Raw genomic sequence first — 20236 nt, 5'->3', positions numbered from 1 at the left:
CTCTTCTTGTTTTCGGGGATGCACCTGCCTCTGTAGAGCCGAGCCACGCTCGGCTGCGCTCTGGAGCGTGCGGACCAACGGTCCGCAGCTACCGAGGGCAGGGAACAGCCGGGCGGGCTCGGCTCTGCCTTGCACCGGCCGTCATATCAGTGCGCAGATCCGGGGTTTCCGGGCCCCGGCCGGATCGGCGCCAACCCTGTGAAACCCTTGTCAGAACGTGATCCAGGACACCTCTGTCATGGTCGTAATACGGCTGTAACAAAAACATCATTTCATAGCCGCATCCGCCGACCACGTCGGCTCTTCCCCGCTATGGAGTGACCATGAAACTGCACTCGGCCGGCCTTGCCGCCCTTTCCCTGGCCATCGCCCTGGGCCTGTCGGCCTGCGGTGGCGACAAGCAGGCCGCGCAGCAGCCGGCTGCCGACGCTGCCGCTGCCCCCGCCGCTGCCGGTGCCAAGGTGACCGCCGAAGTGTCCGGCGCGGGCGCGTCCTTCATCTTCCCGCTGGTCTCCAAGTGGTCGGCTGACTACAACGCCAGCACCGGCGCCAAGATCAACTACCAGTCGATCGGCTCCGGCGGCGGCATCGCCCAGATCAAGGCCGGCACCGTCGACTTCGGTTCGTCCGACAAGCCGCTGAGCAGCGAGGAGCTGGCCCAGGCCGGCCTGGCGCAGTTCCCGTCGGCCATCGGCGGCGTGGTGCCGGTGGTCAACATCGAAGGCCTGGAAGCCGGCAAGCTGCGCCTGAGCGGCGCCCTGCTGGCCGACATCTTCCTGGGCAAGGTCAAGACCTGGAACGACCCGGCGATCGTCGCCGCCAACCCGGGCGTGAAGCTGCCGGACGGCAAGATCACTCTGGTCCATCGTTCGGACGGTTCGGGCACCACCTTCAACTTCTCCAACTACCTGTCCAAGGTCAGCCCGGAGTGGAAGAGCAAGGTCGGCGAAGGCACCTCGGTGCAGTGGCCGGACGGCGTCGGTGGCAAGGGCAATGAAGGCGTTGCGTCCTACGTGAAGCAGATCAAGGGCTCGATCGGCTACGTCGAACTGGCCTATGCCCTGCAGAACGGCATGCCGTACACCGCCATGCAGAACGCCGCCGGCAACTGGGTCGAGCCGAGCGCGGAAACCTTCGCCGCGGCGGCCGCCAGCGCCGACTGGGCCAGCGCCAAGGACTTCAACCTGGTCATCACCAATGCTCCGGGCGAGCAGGCGTGGCCGATCACCGCCACCAACTTCATGCTGATGCAGAAGCAGCCGAAGGATGCCAAGCGCAACCAGGACACCCTGGCCTTCTTCAAGTGGGCCTTCGAGAACGGCCAGGCCCAGGCCAACGAGCTGCACTACGTGCCACTGCCGGCCGAACTGGTCAAGCAGATCGAGGCCTACTGGGCGACCGACCTGAAGTGATGGACTCGACGGTGCCCGCCCCGCGCGGGCACCGCTTGTTCTACGCCGTGCCGCCCCGCCCCTTCCTGGCCCAGCCGTCCCCATGAATGCCATCGCCCAGCCTGTAGCCGCCCCGTCCACGCGTGATGCGCGTGATGCCCGCAACGACAAACTGTTCCGATGGGTGCTGGTCGGCACCGTCATCTTCGTACTGATCGCCCTGGCCTGCGCCGCGCTGTCGATGCTGTGGGGCGGTCGCCATGCCCTGCAGATGCAGGGACTGAGCTTCTTCTTCTCCGCCGACTGGAATCCGGTCGAAAACAAGTTCGGCGCGCTCGCGCCGATCTACGGCACCCTGGTCACCGCCGTCATCGCGATGGTCATCGCCGTGCCGGTCAGCTTCGGCATCGCCTTCTTCCTCACCGAAGTCGCGCCGCGCTGGCTGCGTGGCCCGGTCGGTACCGCCATCGAACTGCTGGCCGGCATCCCGTCGATCATCTACGGCATGTGGGGCCTGTTCGTGCTGGTGCCGGTGATGACCGAGTACGTCACCCCGTTCCTCAACGAGACCCTGGGCGAGTGGCCGGTCATCGGCCCGATGTTCCAGGGCCCGCCGCTGGGCATCGGCATGCTCACCGCCGGTTTCGTGCTGGCCATCATGGTCATTCCGTTCATCTCCTCTGTGATGCGCGAAGTGTTCCTGACCGTGCCGACGCGCCTGAAGGAATCGGCCTACGCGCTGGGCTCCACCAAGTGGGAAGTGAGCTGGGACATCGTCCTGCCCTACACCCGCTCGGCGGTCATCGGCGGCATCTTCCTCGGCCTGGGCCGCGCACTGGGCGAAACGATGGCGGTGGCCTTCGTGATCGGCAACAGCGTGCGCCTGTCGCCGTCGCTGCTGGAACCGGGCACCACCATCGCCGCGCTGATCGCCAATGATTTCGGCGAAGCCACTGAAACCTACCGTTCGGCCCTGCTGCTGCTCGGTTTCGTCCTCTTCATCGTCACCTTCGTGGTGCTGGCCATCGCCCGCCTGATGCTGATGCGCCTGTCCCGCAAGGAGGGCAACTGATGTCCACCACCGCTGATTCGCTGTACCTGCGCCGCCGCATCGGCAACGTCGTTGCGATCACCGCTTCCTGTGCCACTGCCCTGTTCGGCCTGTTCTTCCTGGGCTGGATCCTGTTCACCCTGGCCTCCAAGGGCCTGGCCGGGATCAACCTGGACCTGTTCACCAAGATGACGCCGCCGCCGATGCAGGACGGCGGCCTCGCCAACGCCTTCTTCGGCAGTGCGGTGATGTGCGCACTGGCCATCGGCATCGGCACCCCGCTGGGCGTGCTGGCCGGTACCTGGCTGGCCGAGTATGGCAACGCCCGCAAGGTCGGCACCGTGGTCCGCTTCGTCAACGACATCCTGCTGTCGGCGCCGTCCATCGTGCTGGGCCTGTTCGTCTACACGCTGTACGTGATGCAGACCGGCGGCAACTTCTCGGCGTTCGCCGGTGCCCTGTCGCTGGCCTTCATCGTGCTGCCGGTGGTGGTACGCACCACCGACGAGATGCTGCGGCTGGTGCCCTCGCAGATGCGCGAAGCGGCGCTGTCGCTGGGCATCCCGCAGTGGAAGGTGATCGTGCAGGTGCTGTACCGCAGTGCTTCGGCCGGCATCATCACCGGCATCCTGCTGGCGCTGGCCCGCATCTCCGGCGAGACCGCTCCGCTGCTGTTCACCGCCTTCGGCAACCAGTACTGGAACAACAACATCTTCCAGCCGATGGCTTCGGTGCCGGTGGTGATGAACCAGTTCGCCGGCAGCCCGTATGAATCCTGGCAGGTACTGGCCTGGGCCGGTGCCCTGGTGCTGACTGTCTTCGTGCTGCTGGTCAGCCTTGCCGCCCGCGGCATCCTGCTGCGCAACCGTATCTCCCATGACTGACCTTTCCGTGGATAACGCCATGAACGACCTTTCCAACGCCGTGCCGATGCAGCGCATCGCCGTGCCGTCCTCGCACGAGAGCCTGCACACCCCGGCTCCGGTCAAGCTTGCCGCGCGCGGACTGGACTTCTACTACGACAAGTTCCATGCCCTGAAGGGCATCAACCTGGAGATTCCGGAAAAGCGCGTGACCGCGCTGATCGGTCCCTCCGGTTGCGGCAAGTCCACGCTGCTGCGCATCTTCAACCGCATCTACGCGCTGTACCCGAAGCTGGAAGCGCGCGGTGAAGTGCTGCTGGACGGCGAGAACATCCTGTCGCCGAAGTACCCGATGAACCGCCTGCGCAGCAAAGTCGGCATGGTGTTCCAGAAGCCGGTGCCGTTCCCGATGACCATCTTCGAGAACGTCGCCTACGGCATCCGCCACCACGAGAAACTGAGCAAGTCCGACATGGCCGACCGCGTCGAGCAGGCGCTGCGCCAGGGCGCGCTGTGGGACGAAGTGAAGGACAAGCTGGGGCAGAGCGCACTGGGCCTGTCCGGTGGCCAGCAGCAGCGCCTGTGCATCGCCCGTGCCGTCGCCCTGCGCCCGTCGGTGCTGCTGCTGGACGAGCCGACCTCGGCGCTGGACCCGATCTCGACCAGCCGCATCGAGCAGCTGGTGGAAGAACTCAAGCACGAGTACACGATCGTGATCGTCACCCACAACATGCAGCAGGCTGCGCGCGTGTCCGACTACACCGCCTTCATGTACCTGGGCGACCTGATCGAGCACGACCGCACCGAAGTGATCTTCTCGCAGCCGTCGCAGCGGCAGACCGAGGACTACATCACCGGTCGCTTCGGCTGAGACGACGGTCGAGCGTGGCTCGACTCTACAGACAACGCCAGTCGAGCATGGCTCGACTCTACAGAGCGGAACAACCATGAACCTTCCCAACGACCACATCGTCAAGAGCTACGACGAAGAACAGCAGCGCCTGGTGGCCGAAATCGTGCGCATGGGCGAGATGGCCGTCGCCCAGCTCGAAGCGGCGATGGACGTGATCGAGAAGCGCGACGAGAACGCTGCCCATCGCATCATCGCCAACGACGAAGCGATCGACGCGCTTGAGCAGCAGATCAGCCACGACGTGATGCGCCTGGCGCTGCGTGGGCCGATGGCGCGCGACCTGCGCGAGATCCTCGCTGGCCTGCGCATCCCGGCCGACATCGAGCGCATCGGCGACTATGCAGCGAACGTGGCCAAGCGCTCGATCGCGCTGGGCAAGGTGCCGCCGCTGCCGCAGATCCAGGGCCTGCGCGCGCTGGGCCGCCTGGCCGCGCAGCAGGTGCGCCGTGCCATCGCCGCCTACCGCGACAACGATGCCGAGGCCGCACTGGCACTGCGCGAGGACGACGCCCGCCTGGACGCCCAGTACACGGCGCTGTTCCGCGAGCTGCTCACCTACATGATGGAAGACCCGCGCAACATCACCCCGTGCACCCACCTGCTGTTCATGGCCAAGAACCTGGAGCGCGTGGGCGACCACGCCACCAACATCGCCGAGAACGTGTGGTTCCTGGTGCATGGGGAGCAGCCGCTGCCGCCGCGTGAAAAGCGCGACGAGACCTCCAGCACCGGCCAGCCCTGACGCTGCACTGCAACACCGGAGTCGACTCCAAGGTGGCCGCTGTCCCAGTGACAGCGGCCTTCTTGTTTCTGGGCGTTCCGGCGATTCATCCACGCATGGCGTGGATCTACCGGGAACCGTGTTCCCCTTCTGTAACAAACCTCACGAAAATTTGAGTTCTTGGCGAGGATTCGTTGAGTAGGATCGCTGCACCATCGTTTCCACCGGCATCCCTGCCGGCCACCCGGGCACCCGCCCACACCACCCAGGAGCACCACCGATGAGCAGTTCCAACAAGACCGTGTCCCTGCTGACTGCTACCGCCCTGGCCGCCGGCCTGGGCATGACCGCCAGTGCCTCGGCCCTGAGCATGAGCGACCTCGCCCAGGGCTACCTTGTTGCCGGACAGGCAGCCAAGGCCAGCACCGATGCCAAGGCCGCCGACGCCAAGATGGCCGCCGACGCGACCAAGCACGCCGAAGGCAAGTGTGGTGCCGGTGGCAAGAGCGGCGAAGGCAAGTGCGGCGCCGACAAGGGCAAGGCTGCCGGTGCGGCAGCTGGCGACAAGGCCAAGACCGGCGACACGAAGTCGGCCGAAGGCAAGTGCGGCGAAGGCAAGTGCGGTGGCAAGCACTGACGCCCGCGCCAGCCTCGTCCACCCGCGGTCGCCGCTTCGTGCGGCGGCCGCCGGGTTGGGCCTGCGCCGGGCGCTGCTGCAGGACCTGCGTGACGCCCCGGAAGGCGACTTCGACTTCCTCGAATGCGCACCGGAGAACTGGATCCATGTCGGTGGCCCGGCCGGTGATGCACTGGCCGAACTGGCGCAGCGCCATCCGCTGAGCTGCCACGGCCTGTCGCTGTCGCTGGGCGGCAGTGCACCGCTGGATACCCAGTTGCTGGAACAGGTCGGCCGGTTCCTCGAAAAGCACCGCGCGCCGCTGTACAGCGAGCACCTCAGCTACTGCAGCGACGACGGCCACCTGTACGACCTGCTGCCGATTCCCTTCACCGACGAAGCCGTGCGCCATACCGCGCAGCGCATCAGCCGCGTGCAGGACCTGCTGGGCCGTCGCATCGCAGTGGAGAACGTGTCCTACTACCTGGCACCCGCGCCGGCGATGGACGAACTGGCCTTCACCAATGCCGTGCTTGCCGAAGCCGACTGCGACCTGCTGCTGGACGTCAACAACGTCTACGTCAACGCCTGCAACCACGGCTACGATGCCGATGCCTTCATCGCCGGTCTGCCTGCACGGCGCATCGTCTGCCTGCATGTGGCCGGTCATCTGGATGAAGCCCCGGACCTGAAGATCGATACCCACGGCAGCGCGGTGATCGATCCGGTCTGGGCGCTGCTGGCGCGTACCTATGCACGCATCGGCCCGCGCCCCACCCTGCTCGAACGCGATTTCAATTTCCCGCCCTATGCAGAACTGCAGGGCGAACTGCAGACCATCCGCCGCCTGCAGGCTACGCATGCCGGGGCGGCACATGGCTGATTCCGCCGACACCCTGCGCGCGCAGCAGCACGCCTTCACCGCGCACCTGCGCAACCCGCAGGCGGTACCCGCACCGGCCGGACTTGAGCCACGCCGGGTCGCGGTATACCGGCACCTGCTGTTCAACAACCTGCTCGGCCTGTTGAGCAACGGTTTCCCGGTCTGCGTGCGCCTGCTCGGAGAACCGGCCTGGAGTGCCCTGGTGCGCCACTACTTCGCCACCCACCGCTGCCAGACACCGCTGTTCACCGAACTGGCCGCTGAATTTGTGCAGTGGCTGCAGGCGCAGCCACAGCTGCCCCACCCTGCGCTGGCCGAGCTCGCTCATTACGAGTGGGCGGAGACCGCGCTGTACCAGCTTCCTGCCGAACCGCTGCCGGTGCCGGGTGACATCGATCCGCTGCGGGTGCCGCTGCAGCGCTCACCGCTGGCGTGGCCGTTGCTGTACCAATGGCCGGTGCACCGCCTTGGCGCCGAGGACGCACCGACCCAGTTGCCGGCTGAGCCGACCGGCCTGCTGGTGCGTCGCGAGGCCGATGGCGAGGTGCGCTTCGCCGTACTCAGCCCGTTGGCGGTGTACCTGCTGTCCAGCATCGGGGAACAGCCCGGCCTCGATGGACATGCCTATCTGAAGCAACTGGCCGCCGCGCATGGCCTGGCCGAACAGGCGCTGGCCGAACCCGGTGCCGCGCTGCTGCAGCAGTTCCTGCGGGCCGGCGTGATCGGCCCACTTTACCCACCTGCCTGACACTCTCTTTCCCCCGGAGATGCACCGATGAAGCTTCCGCCCCTGGCCGCCGCGCGCGGCCGGCTGGACCGTCTCGCCCCCTGGTTGGCGCCGCTGGGCCTGCGGCTGCTGCTGGCCTGGGAATACTTCGAATCCGGCCGTGAGAAGCTGCACGGCCAGAACTGGTTCGCCGACCTGCAGGACGCCTTCCCGTTCCCGTTCAACCAACTGCCCGCTGCCCTGAACTGGCAACTGGCCACCTGGTTCGAACTGGCCGGCGCGGCCTGCCTGCTGCTTGGCTTCGGGACGCGCTTGGCCGCCGCCAGCCTGCTGGTGCTGACCGTGGTGGCGACCTATGCGGTGCATTGGCCGATGCAATGGAATTCGCTGGGTGACCTCGCGATGGGGTATGCCATCAGCGACCAGGGCTACGGCAACTTCAAGCTGCCGGTGCTGTTCACGGCCATGCTGCTGCCGCTGATCTTCACCGGCGCCGGCAAGCTGAGCGTGGACGCCTGGTTGGCCCAGTGGCAGCCATCCGTCACGACGGCACGGCCTGCGGTGCGCTAGATGCCGACCGTGGTCGGCGCGCCGTGTGCCAACCAAGGTCGGCACCTACCGGAATCCTGGGCGTGCGGTGCCCGGTAGGTGTCGACCTGGGTCGACACACGCCCACCCAGGGAACCCATGCACAGAAGGCTGGCCGGGCGCTCAGGGTCGCTCTGCTAGAATTCACGCATGACTGACCCCACCCCCGCACCTGCCGCCGTTCCCGATTCCGCAGTTCCCCAGGCGCAGCGCGCGATGTCACAACGCTTCCGCGGCTTCCTGCCGGTGGTGGTGGATGTGGAAACCGGCGGCTTCGACAGCCAGCGCAATGCGCTGCTGGAAATCGCCGCGGTGCCGATCGAGATGGACGAGAACGGCCTGCTCTACCCTGGCCAGACCGCCAGTGCCCACGTGGTCCCGGCCGAGGGCCTGGAAATCGACCCGAAGTCGCTGGAAGTGACCGGCATCATCCTCGACCACCCGTTCCGGCTGGCCAAGGAAGAAAAAGCGGCGTTGGACCACATCTTCACTCCGGTGCGTGCGGCGATGAAGAAGTACGGCTGCCAGCGCGCGATCCTGGTGGGCCACAACGCCCATTTCGATCTTGGCTTCGTCAACGCGGCCGTGGCCCGCACCGGCCACAAGCGCAACCCGTTCCATCCGTTCAGCGTGTTCGACACGGTCACCCTGGCCGGTATCGCCTATGGGCAGACCGTGCTGGCGCGTGCAGCGACGGCCGCCGGCCAGGGCTGGGATGCCAACGAGGCGCACAGCGCGGTGTATGACACCGAGCAGACCGCGCGGCTGTTCTGCACCATCGCCAACGCCTGGCCGCGCTGAAGCAGCCAACGACGCAACCGCACCCACCCCACCGCGCAGCAGATCCACGCCAGGCGTGGATGAACTCAACCGATGCTCGTGCGATCGCGGCCGTCGCTCTTGGCGCGGTACAGCGCGCGGTCGGCGCGCTGGTACAGCAGCGCCGGGGTACGGTCGTCGGCATCCAGCTCTACCAGGCCCGCGCTGAAGGTGACACGCAGGCCCGCCACGCCGGCCCAATCGGGATGATCATGGAACAGGCCACGCAGGCGCGCGCACAGCTGTGCGGCTTCCTCCAGGCGGGTGTCGTTGAGCAGCAGCGCGAACTCTTCGCCGCCGGTGCGCGCCGGCAGGTCGGAGTCGCGGCACGCCGCTGCGATCAGTGACGCCACCTGCACCAGCACGGCATCGCCGATGCTGTGGCTGTGTCGGTCGTTGACGTCCTTGAAGTGATCGATGTCGAGCACCACCAGGCACAGCGGATGACCACTGCGCTGTGACCGGGCGAAGTCACGCGCCAGCGTTTCGTCGAAGGCGCGGCGATTGGCCAGGCCGGTCAGGGCATCCTCGCGGGCCTGCCGCTCGAAGGCTTCGGCCTGGCGCGCCAGGCGCTCGGCCAGTTCGGTCTTTTCCTGGTTCAGCGCCTGCAGGTGCACCGTCTTGGCCTGCAGGTCGAAGGTCGCTTCGTCCACCCGCCGTGCCAGGCGCAGGTTGCTGGCCTTCAGCTGCTGCAGCAGCAGCCGGTACAGCGCCACCAGTCCAGCCAGCAGCAGCATCCCCGCCAGCACCTGCACGCTGCGGCGCTGCCACCAGAACGGCTCCACGGTGAAGCTCCACACCGCCTCCTGTTGGCCCCAGCTGCCGCCGGGATGGGCGGCCGCCACATGCAGGGTGTAGTCGCCCGGCGGCAGTCCGACGAACTCAACGCTGCGCTGCGGGCCGCGCTCGACCCAGCCCGCATCCAGCCCGTCCAGCCGCGTGCGGTAGCGGATCCGGTCAGACATCAGGTAGCTCAGGCCGACATAACTCACCGCCAACCGGCGCCCCCCTGGAATATGGTTGCGATCCGGCCCTTCCCAATGCACCGGCGCGCCGTCCACCTGCACGCTCTCGATCGCGGCCGGCGGCGATGGCCGCTCGCGGAAACGCTGCAGGCGCTGCGGGTCGACCGTGCTCAGGCCGCCCGCGGTGACCACCCAGAACGTGCCGTCCTGGCGCAGGATCGCCGATGGGCTGGAGCTGCCGTTGGCCTGTGCATTGGCCATGCCGTCGATCTCGTTGTAGCGCTCCACCCACACCCGCGGCGTGCGGCCATCGGCCACGGCGTTGAGGGTGGCCATATCGGTGCGCAACACGCCGCGATTGCTGCTGATCCACACATTGCCAAGGCGATCCGGCACCAGCTGGAACACCGCATCCACCGGCATGCCCTGCTCGAGCCCCACCCGCGCCAGCCTGCCGTTGCGCCAGCGGTAAAGGCCGCGATCACTACTGATCCACATCGCGTCGCCCAGCTGGTGGAAGCCGAACACGCTGCGGCCACCGCCCAGCGGCGCCAGGTCGATCGACTGCACGTGGTCGCCGCGCAGCACGCGGATACCTTCGATGGTGCCGATCCACAGGTTGCCCTGATGGTCATGCTCCAGCGCGGTGATCAGGCCGCCGGGCATGCCCGGCACGTTCGAGACCTGCACCCGGTCGCCGTCGATGCGCACCACGCCCTTCTGCGTGCCGGCCCAGACCACGCCCTGCGGATCAACGCTGATCGCACGGATGTTGCCACCCGGCATGCCGTCGGCTGCGGCGTAGTTGTGGCGCAGGTGGCCGTCGCGGCCGAGCCGGTAGACACCATCGCCGAAGGTTCCGACCCACAGGTCCCCGTCCGGCCCCTGTGCCAGGCTCAGCACCGAAGGTGCCTTGCCGCCGCGGTTGTGCAGCGGCATCGCCCGGAAACGGCCGTCCGCGGTCCGCATGTCAAGCCCGCTGGCGCTGCCGACCCACAGCTGGCGATCGCGATCCTCGAATACCGTGCGCACGTAGTCGCCACTGAGCCCATCGCGCTCGGTGTAGCTGCTGAACAGAGTTTCGCGCAGGCGATAGAGCCCGCCGTTGGCGCCCACCCAGATGCTGCCTTCGGCATCCTCGCGCAGGCTGACCACGCGTCCACCCGGAAGGTTCAGGCCGGCCGGCAGTCGCTCCAGGCCATGTGCGGAGATGCGCAGCAGGCCCTGGTTCTCGGTGCCCAGCCACAGGTCACCGTGCCGGTCCTGCAGCATCGAGGTCATGTGCAGCTGGCCCGGCAGGCGGTGCACCAGCACCAGCTGGTCGTCCTCTACCCGGTACAGGCGCTCACCGGCGACGATCCACAACGCGCCATCCGGCGCACGGTAGGGCCACGACAGGCCACTGCCGGCACCCAGCCCCCACGCAGCGGGGGCGCGCTTGAGCACGCCATCGTTGTCGCGCAGCACCAGCCCGTCCAGCGTACCGACCCAGACCCGGTCCTGCGCATCGACCACCAGCCTGGTGAAGCTCATCGCCATCGGCAGGTCCGCCGCCGGCGCCTGGTAGACAATGCCGCTGTCCGGCGTCAGGTAGCCGATACCCTTGCCTTCGTACAGCAGCCACAGCCGACCCTGGCTGTCCATCTGCATGGATTGGATCAGCACCTGCGGCGTATCGGCCTGGTGCTCCCAGACCCGCCATTGCCCATCACTGCCACGCTGGCTGACGTTGCCGCGTGAATCGCTGATCCACAGTCCGCCCTGGCGGTCGACGAACAGAGCGCCGATGCCGTTGTCGCGCAGGCCCGGGCGCGTGCTGCGGTCGAACACGGTGAAATCCAGGCCGTTGTAGCGCACCAGCCCTTCCCAGGTGGCGAACCACAGATGGCCTTCCGGTGTCTGCGCAATGTCGCGCAGCGAGTTGTGCGGCAGGCCATTGCGCGAGGTCCATACATCAATGGCGTAGTCGCGCAGCGGCGGCGCGCCCTCCTGCGCAGCCAACGGCTGCGCGAGGGCCAGCAGCAACCACAACAGGCCCTGCCGCAGTACCCGCCTGACGCCTGATGCGCAGCACTCCGCCCAGTGCCTCTCGTTCCCCTGCCCGCCCATCACCGCAGCGGCGGCGGCCAGGTGCGGCTGCAGGACGCGGCTGCGTGCGAGGACAGCCGGGCAGCGTGCAATGGCATGCCGGCGGGAACGGGCTGGCTCATCGGGGCGAGACTGGGGAGATGCGCAGATGATAGGCCAAACCCCGGCCCCGGCGTCACCGTTTGCAGTCTCCCGGCTCAGCCGGCGCGGCCGGGTGCCACCACCTGCGCGCTGGCCGGCCACTGCACCACGGCTTCCAGCCCTCCCTCGGCCCGGTTGCGCAGCCACAGCCGGGCGCCGTCCTTCTCGGCCAGGGCGCGCGCGATGGTCAGGCCCAGGCCGGCTCCGCCGGTCTGGCGCGAACGCGAGGTCTCCACCCGCACGAACGGATCGAACACCGCCTCCAGCTGCTCCTCGGCCAGGCCCGGGCCGTCATCGGCCACCACCACGGTAATCGCACCGCCGCTGCGCTCAACCCGCACCCGTGCCCGCTGTGCGTACATCACCGCGTTGTCCACCAGGTTGGAGAACAGGCGGTGCATCGCCAACGGACGCAACATCAGCACCGAACCACTGCCGCCTTCGAAGACCACATCACCGCCGCCTTCGGCGGCGTCCTCGACAATGCTCTCCAGCAGCGAATCCAGGTCCAGTGCGGCGCGCTGCTCGGCACTCTCGGCACTGCGCGCCAGTTCCAGGCCCTCGCGCACCAGCGCCTGCATCGCCGCCAAGTCGCCGATCAGGCGCTCACGCAGGGCCTCGTCGCTGACATTCTCCAGGCGCAGGCGCAGCCGTGTCAGCGGCGTCTGCAGGTCGTGGGTGATCGCCGCCAGCATCTGCGTGCGTTCGGCCAGGTGCCGCTGCAGGCGGTGCTGCATGGCGTTGAAGGCTTCGGCGGCACGCTGCACTTCGCGCGGCCCGCGCAGTGGCAACGGGTCGCGCTGCAGGTCATCGCCAAGGTCTTCTGCGGCTGCGGCCAGTTCCTGCAGCGGCGCGCTGGCCATGCGCGAGACGATATAGGCCAGCACGGCAATCGCCAGCACCAGCAGGGTCAGGAACCACGGATCCACGGCGAGGATGCCGTTGTGCGCCACCGCCGGCGAGTCCAGCGCCAGCTTCAGCAGCGTGCCGTCGTTGAGGGTCACGTCCACTGCACGGCATTTGGGCGGGATGAACGCGGGGTCGCGTTCGCGCGGCGGCCGCCGGTGGCCCGGCGGCGGCGGCGGCAGCAGCTCCTGCAGTTTGGGAATGCAGGAGCGGAACGAAGCGAAGTGCACGTGCGCGCGCGACACCGGCCCGGGGCGGTCTTCCAGTACTTCCATCAGCGCCGTGTCGGCCCGCCCCAGGCGTGCGCCCGGCTGCAGCGCGCGCACGCTCGGCCCGCCGATCGCCAGCAGGCGCTCGCGCAGCTCCGGATTGCCGTCCAGCAGGTTGACGTAGCCCTGCAGGCGGTCGGCGATGCGGTTCAGGTTCTGCCGCTCGAACTCCTGCTGGCGCTTGGAGGTGGCCAGCATGGTCGCGCCGATCGCAGCCACCGCCATGCCCAGCAGCAGGATCACGAACAACCGCCCGACCATCGAGGACAGGAAATGGCGCAGGCGCTTCATCGCGGTTTATTCCAGGTTGACCGACGAGGCCAGCACGTAGCCTTCGTTGCGCACGGTCTTGATCAGTCCATCCGGGCCACCATCGTCGCCCAGCTTGTTGCGCAGGCGGCTGACCTGCAGGTCGATCGCGCGGTCCTGCGCCTCGTAGTTGCGGCCACTGCTGAGCGCCACCAGCTGTTCGCGCGACAGCACCTTGTTGGCATGGGCGATGAACACCCGCAACAGGCGGAACTCGGCGCCGGACAGCACCACCACGCGGCCATCCGGATCGACCAGGTGGCGATGCTCCAGGTCGAATACCCAGCGCGAGAAACGCGCGCGGCGTACCGCCAGCGGTTCCAGGTTGGCCGGCAGCGCCTCGGTCCGGCGCAGCACGTTGCGGATGCGCGCCAGCAGCTCGCGCGGCTCGAACGGCTTGGCCAGGTAGTCGTCGGCGCCCATTTCCAGGCCCAGCACGCGGTCGATCGGCTCGGCGCGCGCGGTCAGCATGATCACCGGCGTGTTCGAACGCGCACGCAGGTCACGGCACAGGGTCAGACCATCCTCGCGCGGCAGGTTGAGGTCCAGCACGATCAGGTCCACGTGCTCGCGGTCCAGCAGCTGGCGCATGGCGGTGCCATCGGCCGCAGTGCTCACCTGGTAGCCGGCGCGGCCGAGCTGTTCGGCCAGCAGCGTGCGGATGTCGTTGTCGTCGTCGACGATCAGCAGTCGATGCATCGGGTTTTCAGTCTCCATGTCGCGATCATCCCGTGTCGGCAGCTGAACCGCATCCGGGGCAATGCGTACCAGTGTATCCACCCGTGGGCGGGATACCTGTGGTTACGCCTGTTCACCGACAGTGTTACATACAGACATGCCCCGAGGATTGAGCCATCCATCGCCCGGTCTTCACAATGCCCACCAACGCCGCCCTCGCGGCCTCGAGAGTGAAGCCACGACGTGACGTTCCGCCTGCTGCCAGCGACCCGCCGGAGTCGCCTGATGCTGATCGCCCTGCTCGCCCTGATCGTCGCCGCGACCGCCTGGTGGCTGCTGCGCAAGCCCGCCGCCCCGGCGGTGGCCACCTCGCCGGTCAGCCGCGGTGACATCGAACAAACGGTGGATGCCACCGGCGTGATCGACGCCTACAAGCTGGTCAGCGTGGGCGCGCAGGCGTCGGGCCAGATCAAGTCGCTGAAGGTACAGCTGGGCGACACCGTGAAGGAAGGCGACCTGATCGCCGAGATCGATGCCACCACCCAGCAGAACCAGGTGCTCAACGCGCAGGCCTCGCTGGACCAGGTCACCGCCCAGCGCGCGGTGCAGCAAGCCACCCTGCGCCAGGCCGAACTGGAGTTTGCGCGCCAGCAGCAGATGCTGGCCGCCGAGGCCACCTCACGCCAGGAATACGATGCCGCCGAGGCGCAGCTGAAGACCGCCCGCGCCCAGCTGCAGTCCTACGAGGCGCAGATCAAGGGCCGCGAAACCGAGCTGGGCACCGCCCGCGCCAACCTGGCCTACACCCGCATCACCGCGCCGATGGACGGCACCGTGGTCGCGGTGGTGGCCGAGGAAGGCCGTACCGTGAACGCCAACCAGACCGCACCGACCATCGTCATGCTGGCGCGGCTGGACGTGGTCACCGTCAATGCCGAGATCTCCGAGGCCGACGTGGTCAAGATCAAGCCCGGCATGCCGGTGTACTTCACCACCCTGGGCGACCCGGACCGCAAGTATCACGCCACGCTGCGCCAGATCAATCCGGCGCCGGCCTCGATCGCCAACGAGAGTTCGTCCAGCTCCAGCAGTTCCTCCAGCTCCAGCTCCAGCAGCGCGGTCTACTACAACGCGCTGTTTGATGTGGAAAACCCGGACGGCACGCTGCGCATCGACATGACCGCGCAGGTCTCGGTACTGCTCAAGCAGGCCAAGGGCGTGCTGATGGTGCCGGCGGTGGCACTGGGACCGAAGCGCCGTGGCGATGAGCGGATGGTGCGGGTGCTGGACGACAAGGGCCAGCCGCAGCCGCGCAAGGTCACCGTGGGCATCAACAACGGCGCCTCGGCCGAGATCCTGTCCGGCTTGAAGGAAGGCGAGCGCGTGGTGGTCGGCGAAGCCGGTGCGGCCGGTGCCAGCGCCGGCGGCGGCAACCGCGGCGGCATGCAGATGCGGGTCGGCGGCCCGGGCATGGGGCGCCGATGAGCACGACGGCGCCGCTGCTGCGCCTGCGCGACCTGCGACGTGAATTCCCGGCCGGCGACGATGTGATCGCCGTGCTGCGCGACGTCCATCTCGACATCCACGCCGGCGAGATGGTCGCCATCGTCGGCCAGTCCGGCTCGGGCAAGTCAACGCTGATGAACATCCTCGGCTGCCTTGACCGCCCCACTCGGGGCAGCTACCAGGTGGCCGGCCGCGAAACCGGAAAGATGGAGCCGGACGAACTGGCCGAACTGCGCCGCGAACATTTCGGTTTCATCTTCCAGCGCTACCACCTGCTCGGCGACCTCGACGCGCGCGGCAATGTGGAAGTGCCGGCCGTGTATGCCGGCAGTCCCGGCCCGGTGCGCAACGCGCGTGCCGAGCAACTGCTGCAGCGGCTGGGGCTGGGCGACCGCATGCATCACAAGCCAGGCCAGCTCTCCGGTGGCCAGCAGCAGCGCGTGTCGATCGCACGCGCCCTGATGAACGGCGGCGAGGTGATCCTGGCCGACGAACCGACAGGCGCGCTCGATACGAAATCCGGTGAGGAAGTGATGGCGATCCTCGGCGAACTGCATGCCGAAGGCCACACCATCATCATCGTCACCCACGACATGAGCGTGGCCCGGCACGCACAGCGCATCATCGAGATCCGCGATGGCGAGATCATCGCCGACCGCGCCAATCCGGATGCGCCGAGCTACCGCGCCCAGCGCGAAGCCAGTACCGGCGTCGCCCACGGCAACAGCTGGCGGGCGGCCCGCGACCGCTTCACCGAAGCGTTCCGCATGGCGCTGCTGGCGATGAACGCCCATCGCCTGCGCACCTTCCTGACCATGCTCGGCATCATCATCGGCATCGCCTCAGTGGTCTCGGTGGTGGCCCTGGGCAACGGCTCGCAGCAGCAGATCCTGCAGAACATCAGCGCGCTCGGCACCAATACCATCGACGTCTACCCCGGCCGCGGTTTCGGCGACATGCGCTCGGCGCGGGTGCAGACGCTCAAGGCCAGCGATGCCGACGCACTGGCGAAGCAGAGTTACGTGGACAGCGCCACCCCCAGCGTGTCGACCTCGGTCACTGCGCGCTACCGCAACCAGTCTTCCACTGCGCAGGTCAGCGGCGTCGGCGAGCAGTTCTTCCGGGTCAAGGGCGTGACTCTGCTCAGTGGCAGCTTCTTCGATGCCGATGCGGTCAAGGGCCTGGGCCAGGTGGCGGTGATCGACGAGAACACCCAGACCCAGTTCTTCCCTGATGTCGACCCGGTCGGGCAGGTGATCCTGCTCGGCAACGTGCCGGCACGCGTGGTCGGCGTGGCCAAGCGCCAGAGTTTCGGCTTCGGTGGCAGCACCAGCCTCAGCGTGTGGGTGCCCTACACCACGGTGATGTCGCGCATGCTCGGCCAGAGCCATGTCTCCAGCATCACCGTGCGCGTGGACGACAACACACCGATGGATGCCGCTCAGGAAGCGATCACCCGCCTGCTGACGATGCGCCACGGCACCGAGGATTTCTTCCTCAGCAACAGCGCCGAGATCCGCGACACCATCGAGCAGACCACGCGCACGATGACCCTGCTGATCGGTGCCATCGCCGCCATCGCGCTGCTGGTCGGCGGCATCGGCGTGATGAACATCATGCTGGTGTCGGTGACCGAGCGCACCCGAGAGATCGGGGTACGCATGGCCGTCGGTGCACGACAAAGTGATATCCGCCAGCAGTTCCTGATCGAAGCGGTGCTGGTGTGCCTGCTCGGTGGCGTGCTCGGCATCGGCCTGGCCCTGCTGCTGGGCTCGATGATCGGCCGCTTCGCCAGCGACTTCCAGGTGCTGTTCTCCACCGCCTCGATCGTTGCCGCCTTCGCCTGCTCGACCCTGATCGGCGTGGCGTTCGGCTTCCTGCCCGCGCGCAACGCCGCGCAGCTCGACCCGGTAGAGGCCCTGGCCCGCGAATGAAGATGATGATCCGACTGCCCTTCCCTGCCCCCTCGCGCCGGCTGCTGGCGGGTGCCGTTCTGCTCGCCCTGTCTGGCTGCGCCTCGGTCGGCCGTTATCCGGTGGCCGATCCCGACGTGCCGGCCCAGTATGGGCGTGGCGATGCCACCCTCAACGCACCGGCCGACGACCCGCGCAGCAGCCTGGACACACCGGGCCACGACATCCGCCAGGACACCTGGTGGACCGGCTTCGGCGACGAACGCCTGGACCGCCTGGTGGCGCAGGCGCTGGCCGCCAACAGCGACCTGGCCGCCGCCGGCCTGGCCGTGCAGCGTTCACGCCTGCAGGCCGGCCTGGCCAGCAACGCGCTGTGGCCGCAGCCTTCGTCATCGGGCGTCAGCGGCAATGCCAGCCGCGCCACCGACCAGGCCGACGACTGGCGCCGCAGCTATTCCACCGGCGTTTCGCTGGGCTGGGAGGTCGATCTGTGGGGACGCCTGCGCACCCAGCGCGACATCGCCCGCTGGGAAGCCGAAGCCAGCGAGGAAGACCGGCAGAATACCGCCCTGCTGGTGATCAGCGACACCATCACCCAGTACTGGAACCTGGCCTACCTGAACCAGTCGATCGCCACCGGCCAGGCCAATCTGGAGCGGCTGGAGCGCACCCGCGAACTGGTGCAGGCCCGCTTCGACGCCGGTGCGGTATCGCGCCTGGAAGTACGCCAGGCGCTGCAGAACCTGCAATCGCAGCGCTCCTCGCAGAGCGCGCTGGAACAGCAGCGGGTGGAGGTGCGCAACGCACTGACCGTGCTGCTGGACGGCACACCCTGGCCACAACAGGACGAACCGCAGGACCTGCTGGGCGCACGCAGCCCGCGCATTGTCGAGGGGCTGCCAGCCGATCTGCTCGGCCGCCGCCCCGACCTGCGTGCGGCAGAACTCCGCCTGCGCAACAGCCTGAAGACCATCAAGGTCACCGCCACCCAGTACTACCCGGCGCTGAGCCTGACCGGCAGCCTCGGTTCCAGTGCGACCTCGCTGGGCGATGTACTGCGCAATCCGGTGGCCACGCTGGGCGCGGGCCTGTCACTGCCGTTCCTCAACCTGCAGCGCGCGCAGCTGGATACCGATATCGCCGGCACCAGCTATCAGATCGCCGCGACCAATTTCCGCAAGACGCTGTACACCGCGCTCTCGGAAGTGGACAACGCACTGTCCGCGCGCGAGCAGCTGGCGCGCCAGGTCGCTGCCTCGCAGGCTTCGTACGAGGAAGCGGTGGAAGTGGAGCGCGCGCAGGAAGTGCGCTACCGCGTGGGCGCCACCGATCTGCGCACCTGGCTGGAAGCGCAGCAGACCCGGCGTGATGCCGAGCTGTCGCTGGCGCGCGTGCGCCAGGGCCAGCTGAACAACGACGTGACCCTGTTCAAGGCACTGGGTGGCAGCGCGGGATAGCGGCTTCTGTAGAGCCGAGCCCATGCTCGGCTGCTTTCCTGATCGGGTATGCGATAGCCGAGCGTGGGCTCGGCTCTACAGATCAACCGCGCTGGCGCACGGCCTCGAACAGGCTGACGCCGGCGGCGACGGAGACATTCAGGCTCTCGATCTCACCCGGCATCGGGATCTTGACCAGGCCATCGCAGTTCTCGCGGGTCAGGCGGCGCAGGCCGTCGGCTTCGCCGCCCAGCACCAGCGCGATGTTGCCCTTCAGGTCCAGCTGGTACAGCGAGGCGGTGGCCTCACCGGCCAGGCCGTAGATCCACACGCCCTGCTTCTGCAGGTCCTTCAGGCAGCGCGACAGGTTGGTTACCGCCACCACCGGGATCAGATCAGCGGCACCGGCCGAGGTCTTGCGCACGGTGGCGTTGACCGTGGCCGACTTGTCCTTGGGGATGATCACTGCGGTTGCACCGGCCGCAGCGGCCGAGCGCAGGCAGGCGCCCAGGTTGTGCGGGTCCTGCACCTCGTCCAGCACCAGCAGCAGGGCCTTGCCCTCGGCCGCAGTGACCAGGCCTTCCAGCTCGTTCTCGCTGTAGGTGCGGGCGGCGGCATAGCGCGCGGCCACGCCCTGGTGTCGCACCGAACCGCCGACGCCGTCCAGCGCCTGGCTGTTCACCTTGCGCACGTCGATGCCCTTGCGGCGCGCGTTTTCCTCGATCTCGGTCAGGCGCGGGTTCTTCGCACCGGCCTCGACCAGCACTTCGCGGACGTTCTCGGCGTCGTTCTCGATGGAGGAGGCGACGGCGTTGACGCCGACAATCCACTGGCTGTTCTTGCTCATGCGGGCGGGGACCGGAAAGGGGGTGGCTATGGTAGAGCATCGGCGGCGGCCGCGCTTCAAGGCAGCCGAGCATGGACTCGGCTCTACACAAACCTCAACGGCTGCGGGGCGGCCAGTGCGGGGTGTCGTGGTCGGGGTGCTGGTGGGACACGATCGTGGCCAGGAAATCCAGCGCCGCGATGTCCTCCTCGGTACGTCGGGCCGGCAGGCTGGCCAGGCTGTCGACGAAGGGCAGCTTGCGCTCGACCCCGTACTGGATCGTCGGCGGCAGGCGTTCGGGTTGGTCAAACGCGCCGGCAGCCACCGCCACGCCATCGGGCGCTTCGTAGGTCAACGGCGTGCCGCAGTCGGCGCAGAACCCGCGCCGCACCACGTTGGAGGACTGGAAATAGCGCGGCTGGCCCCGGGTCCAGTTGAACTGCACACCGCGTACGGACACCAAGGGCGCGTAGAAGGCACCAAAGGCCTTCTGGCACATGCGGCAGTGGCAGATCGAGCTGTGGGTCAGCTCGCCACGGGCCTGGAAGCGGATTGCGCCGCACTGGCAGCCGCCGCTGTATTCGGGTTGGCCTTGCATGCGATGTCTCCTGGTGGTGCCGGCCGCTG

General features: G+C 67.9%; 18 protein-coding genes. 13 read left to right on the top strand and 5 right to left on the bottom strand.

The genetic code is table 11. The features are described from left to right. The first annotated feature begins 323 nt into the window (after window positions 1–323). The 10 genes from pstS to rnt all read left to right on the top strand — a co-directional run bounded on the left by pstS (window position 324) and on the right by rnt (window position 8554). Complete coding sequence (gene pstS / locus AC5P66_RS02270; protein ID WP_049411267.1) at window positions 324–1412, top strand: phosphate ABC transporter substrate-binding protein PstS; 1089 nt, start codon at window positions 324–326, stop codon at window positions 1410–1412. An 82-nt stretch (window positions 1413–1494) separates the two neighbouring features. Then, on the top strand, window positions 1495–2463 hold the full coding sequence (gene pstC / locus AC5P66_RS02265; protein WP_012479635.1) for a phosphate ABC transporter permease subunit PstC: 969 nt from the start codon (window positions 1495–1497) through the stop codon (window positions 2461–2463). Continuing rightward, on the top strand, window positions 2463–3326 hold the full coding sequence (pstA, locus tag AC5P66_RS02260; protein WP_049438223.1) for a phosphate ABC transporter permease PstA: 864 nt from the start codon (window positions 2463–2465) through the stop codon (window positions 3324–3326). Before pstC ends, pstA begins: the two co-directional genes overlap by 1 nt. A 19-nt stretch (window positions 3327–3345) precedes the next feature. Further along, entirely contained in the window at window positions 3346–4176 is an 831-nt protein-coding gene (pstB, locus tag AC5P66_RS02255) for a phosphate ABC transporter ATP-binding protein PstB (RefSeq protein WP_049438225.1), read from the top strand. A 76-nt stretch (window positions 4177–4252) separates the two neighbouring features. Continuing rightward, entirely contained in the window at window positions 4253–4960 is a 708-nt protein-coding gene (gene phoU, locus AC5P66_RS02250; RefSeq protein WP_005415893.1) for a phosphate signaling complex protein PhoU, read from the top strand. A 259-nt stretch (window positions 4961–5219) separates the two neighbouring features. Then, window positions 5220–5576, top strand: a complete 357-nt coding sequence (locus AC5P66_RS02245; RefSeq protein WP_495216064.1) for a hypothetical protein — start codon at window positions 5220–5222, stop codon at window positions 5574–5576. Beyond that, on the top strand, window positions 5563–6438 hold the full coding sequence (locus AC5P66_RS02240; protein WP_111190928.1) for an HvfB family MNIO-type RiPP peptide maturase: 876 nt from the start codon (window positions 5563–5565) through the stop codon (window positions 6436–6438). Before AC5P66_RS02245 ends, AC5P66_RS02240 begins: the two co-directional genes overlap by 14 nt. Further along, window positions 6431–7186: an HvfC family RiPP maturation protein gene (locus AC5P66_RS02235; protein ID WP_495216063.1), complete on the top strand. Its 756-nt coding sequence runs from the start codon at window positions 6431–6433 to the stop codon at window positions 7184–7186. The genes AC5P66_RS02240 and AC5P66_RS02235 overlap by 8 nt, the downstream gene beginning before the upstream one ends. 27 nt (window positions 7187–7213) lie before the next feature. Further along, window positions 7214–7735 carry an HvfX family Cu-binding RiPP maturation protein gene (locus AC5P66_RS02230; protein WP_495216062.1) on the top strand — a complete coding sequence of 174 codons (522 nt, stop codon included), beginning with the start codon at window positions 7214–7216 and terminating at the stop codon, window positions 7733–7735. A 168-nt stretch (window positions 7736–7903) separates the two neighbouring features. Then, window positions 7904–8554, top strand: coding sequence for a ribonuclease T (rnt, locus tag AC5P66_RS02225; protein WP_495216061.1), 651 nt, complete (start codon window positions 7904–7906; stop codon window positions 8552–8554). A 65-nt stretch (window positions 8555–8619) separates the two neighbouring features. Here rnt and AC5P66_RS02220 read toward each other — a convergent pair whose 3' ends face one another. The 3 genes from AC5P66_RS02220 to AC5P66_RS02210 all read right to left on the bottom strand — a co-directional run bounded on the left by AC5P66_RS02220 (window position 8620) and on the right by AC5P66_RS02210 (window position 13967). Continuing rightward, entirely contained in the window at window positions 8620–11646 is a 3027-nt protein-coding gene (locus AC5P66_RS02220; RefSeq protein WP_099495053.1) for a ligand-binding sensor domain-containing diguanylate cyclase, read from the bottom strand. Between the two features lie 176 nt (window positions 11647–11822). Next, window positions 11823–13232: an ATP-binding protein gene (locus AC5P66_RS02215; protein WP_049411285.1), complete on the bottom strand. Its 1410-nt coding sequence runs from the start codon at window positions 13230–13232 to the stop codon at window positions 11823–11825. 6 nt (window positions 13233–13238) lie between these two features. Further along, on the bottom strand, window positions 13239–13967 hold the full coding sequence (locus AC5P66_RS02210; protein ID WP_005415886.1) for a response regulator: 729 nt from the start codon (window positions 13965–13967) through the stop codon (window positions 13239–13241). 204 nt (window positions 13968–14171) lie between these two features. Between AC5P66_RS02210 and AC5P66_RS02205 the strand changes: the two genes are divergently transcribed. The 3 genes from AC5P66_RS02205 to AC5P66_RS02195 are packed head-to-tail and all read left to right on the top strand — an operon-like array spanning window position 14172 to window position 18804. Further along, a complete protein-coding gene (locus AC5P66_RS02205; protein WP_049411289.1) occupies window positions 14172–15413 on the top strand; it encodes an efflux RND transporter periplasmic adaptor subunit in 1242 nt (413 codons plus the stop codon). Continuing rightward, entirely contained in the window at window positions 15410–17368 is a 1959-nt protein-coding gene (locus AC5P66_RS02200; RefSeq protein ID WP_049411292.1) for a MacB family efflux pump subunit, read from the top strand. The genes AC5P66_RS02205 and AC5P66_RS02200 overlap by 4 nt, the downstream gene beginning before the upstream one ends. Then, window positions 17365–18804: an efflux transporter outer membrane subunit gene (locus AC5P66_RS02195; RefSeq protein WP_099495054.1), complete on the top strand. Its 1440-nt coding sequence runs from the start codon at window positions 17365–17367 to the stop codon at window positions 18802–18804. Before AC5P66_RS02200 ends, AC5P66_RS02195 begins: the two co-directional genes overlap by 4 nt. An 82-nt stretch (window positions 18805–18886) precedes the next feature. On the opposite strand, the gene rlmB is transcribed toward AC5P66_RS02195, so the two are convergent. After that, a complete protein-coding gene (gene rlmB / locus AC5P66_RS02190) occupies window positions 18887–19630 on the bottom strand; it encodes a 23S rRNA (guanosine(2251)-2'-O)-methyltransferase RlmB (protein ID WP_005408775.1) in 744 nt (247 codons plus the stop codon). 94 nt (window positions 19631–19724) lie between these two features. Then, on the bottom strand, window positions 19725–20207 hold the full coding sequence (locus AC5P66_RS02185) for a GFA family protein (RefSeq protein ID WP_049411297.1): 483 nt from the start codon (window positions 20205–20207) through the stop codon (window positions 19725–19727). Window positions 20208–20236 lie beyond the last annotated feature (29 nt).

The organism is Stenotrophomonas sp. YJH_SMC_122 (assembly GCF_059369535.1).
This window is presented reverse-complemented; position numbering and strand designations above follow the sequence as displayed.

Bases quoted from the DNA above. Each gene is read 5' to 3' on its own strand.
- pstS (WP_049411267.1), top strand. From the start codon at position 324: ATGAAACTGCACTCGGCCGGCCTTGCCGCCCTTTCCCTGGCCATCGCC.
- pstC (WP_012479635.1), top strand. From the start codon at position 1,495: ATGAATGCCATCGCCCAGCCTGTAGCCGCCCCGTCCACGCGTGATGCG.
- pstA (WP_049438223.1), top strand. From the start codon at position 2,463: ATGTCCACCACCGCTGATTCGCTGTACCTGCGCCGCCGCATCGGCAAC.
- pstB (WP_049438225.1), top strand. From the start codon at position 3,346: ATGAACGACCTTTCCAACGCCGTGCCGATGCAGCGCATCGCCGTGCCG.
- phoU (WP_005415893.1), top strand. From the start codon at position 4,253: ATGAACCTTCCCAACGACCACATCGTCAAGAGCTACGACGAAGAACAG.
- AC5P66_RS02245 (WP_495216064.1), top strand. From the start codon at position 5,220: ATGAGCAGTTCCAACAAGACCGTGTCCCTGCTGACTGCTACCGCCCTG.
- AC5P66_RS02235 (WP_495216063.1), top strand. From the start codon at position 6,431: ATGGCTGATTCCGCCGACACCCTGCGCGCGCAGCAGCACGCCTTCACC.
- AC5P66_RS02230 (WP_495216062.1), top strand. From the start codon at position 7,214: ATGAAGCTTCCGCCCCTGGCCGCCGCGCGCGGCCGGCTGGACCGTCTC.
- rnt (WP_495216061.1), top strand. From the start codon at position 7,904: ATGACTGACCCCACCCCCGCACCTGCCGCCGTTCCCGATTCCGCAGTT.
- AC5P66_RS02220 (WP_099495053.1), bottom strand. From the start codon at position 11,646: ATGGGCGGGCAGGGGAACGAGAGGCACTGGGCGGAGTGCTGCGCATCA.
- AC5P66_RS02215 (WP_049411285.1), bottom strand. From the start codon at position 13,232: ATGAAGCGCCTGCGCCATTTCCTGTCCTCGATGGTCGGGCGGTTGTTC.
- AC5P66_RS02210 (WP_005415886.1), bottom strand. From the start codon at position 13,967: ATGGAGACTGAAAACCCGATGCATCGACTGCTGATCGTCGACGACGAC.
- AC5P66_RS02200 (WP_049411292.1), top strand. From the start codon at position 15,410: ATGAGCACGACGGCGCCGCTGCTGCGCCTGCGCGACCTGCGACGTGAA.
- AC5P66_RS02195 (WP_099495054.1), top strand. From the start codon at position 17,365: ATGAAGATGATGATCCGACTGCCCTTCCCTGCCCCCTCGCGCCGGCTG.
- rlmB (WP_005408775.1), bottom strand. From the start codon at position 19,630: ATGAGCAAGAACAGCCAGTGGATTGTCGGCGTCAACGCCGTCGCCTCC.
- AC5P66_RS02185 (WP_049411297.1), bottom strand. From the start codon at position 20,207: ATGCAAGGCCAACCCGAATACAGCGGCGGCTGCCAGTGCGGCGCAATC.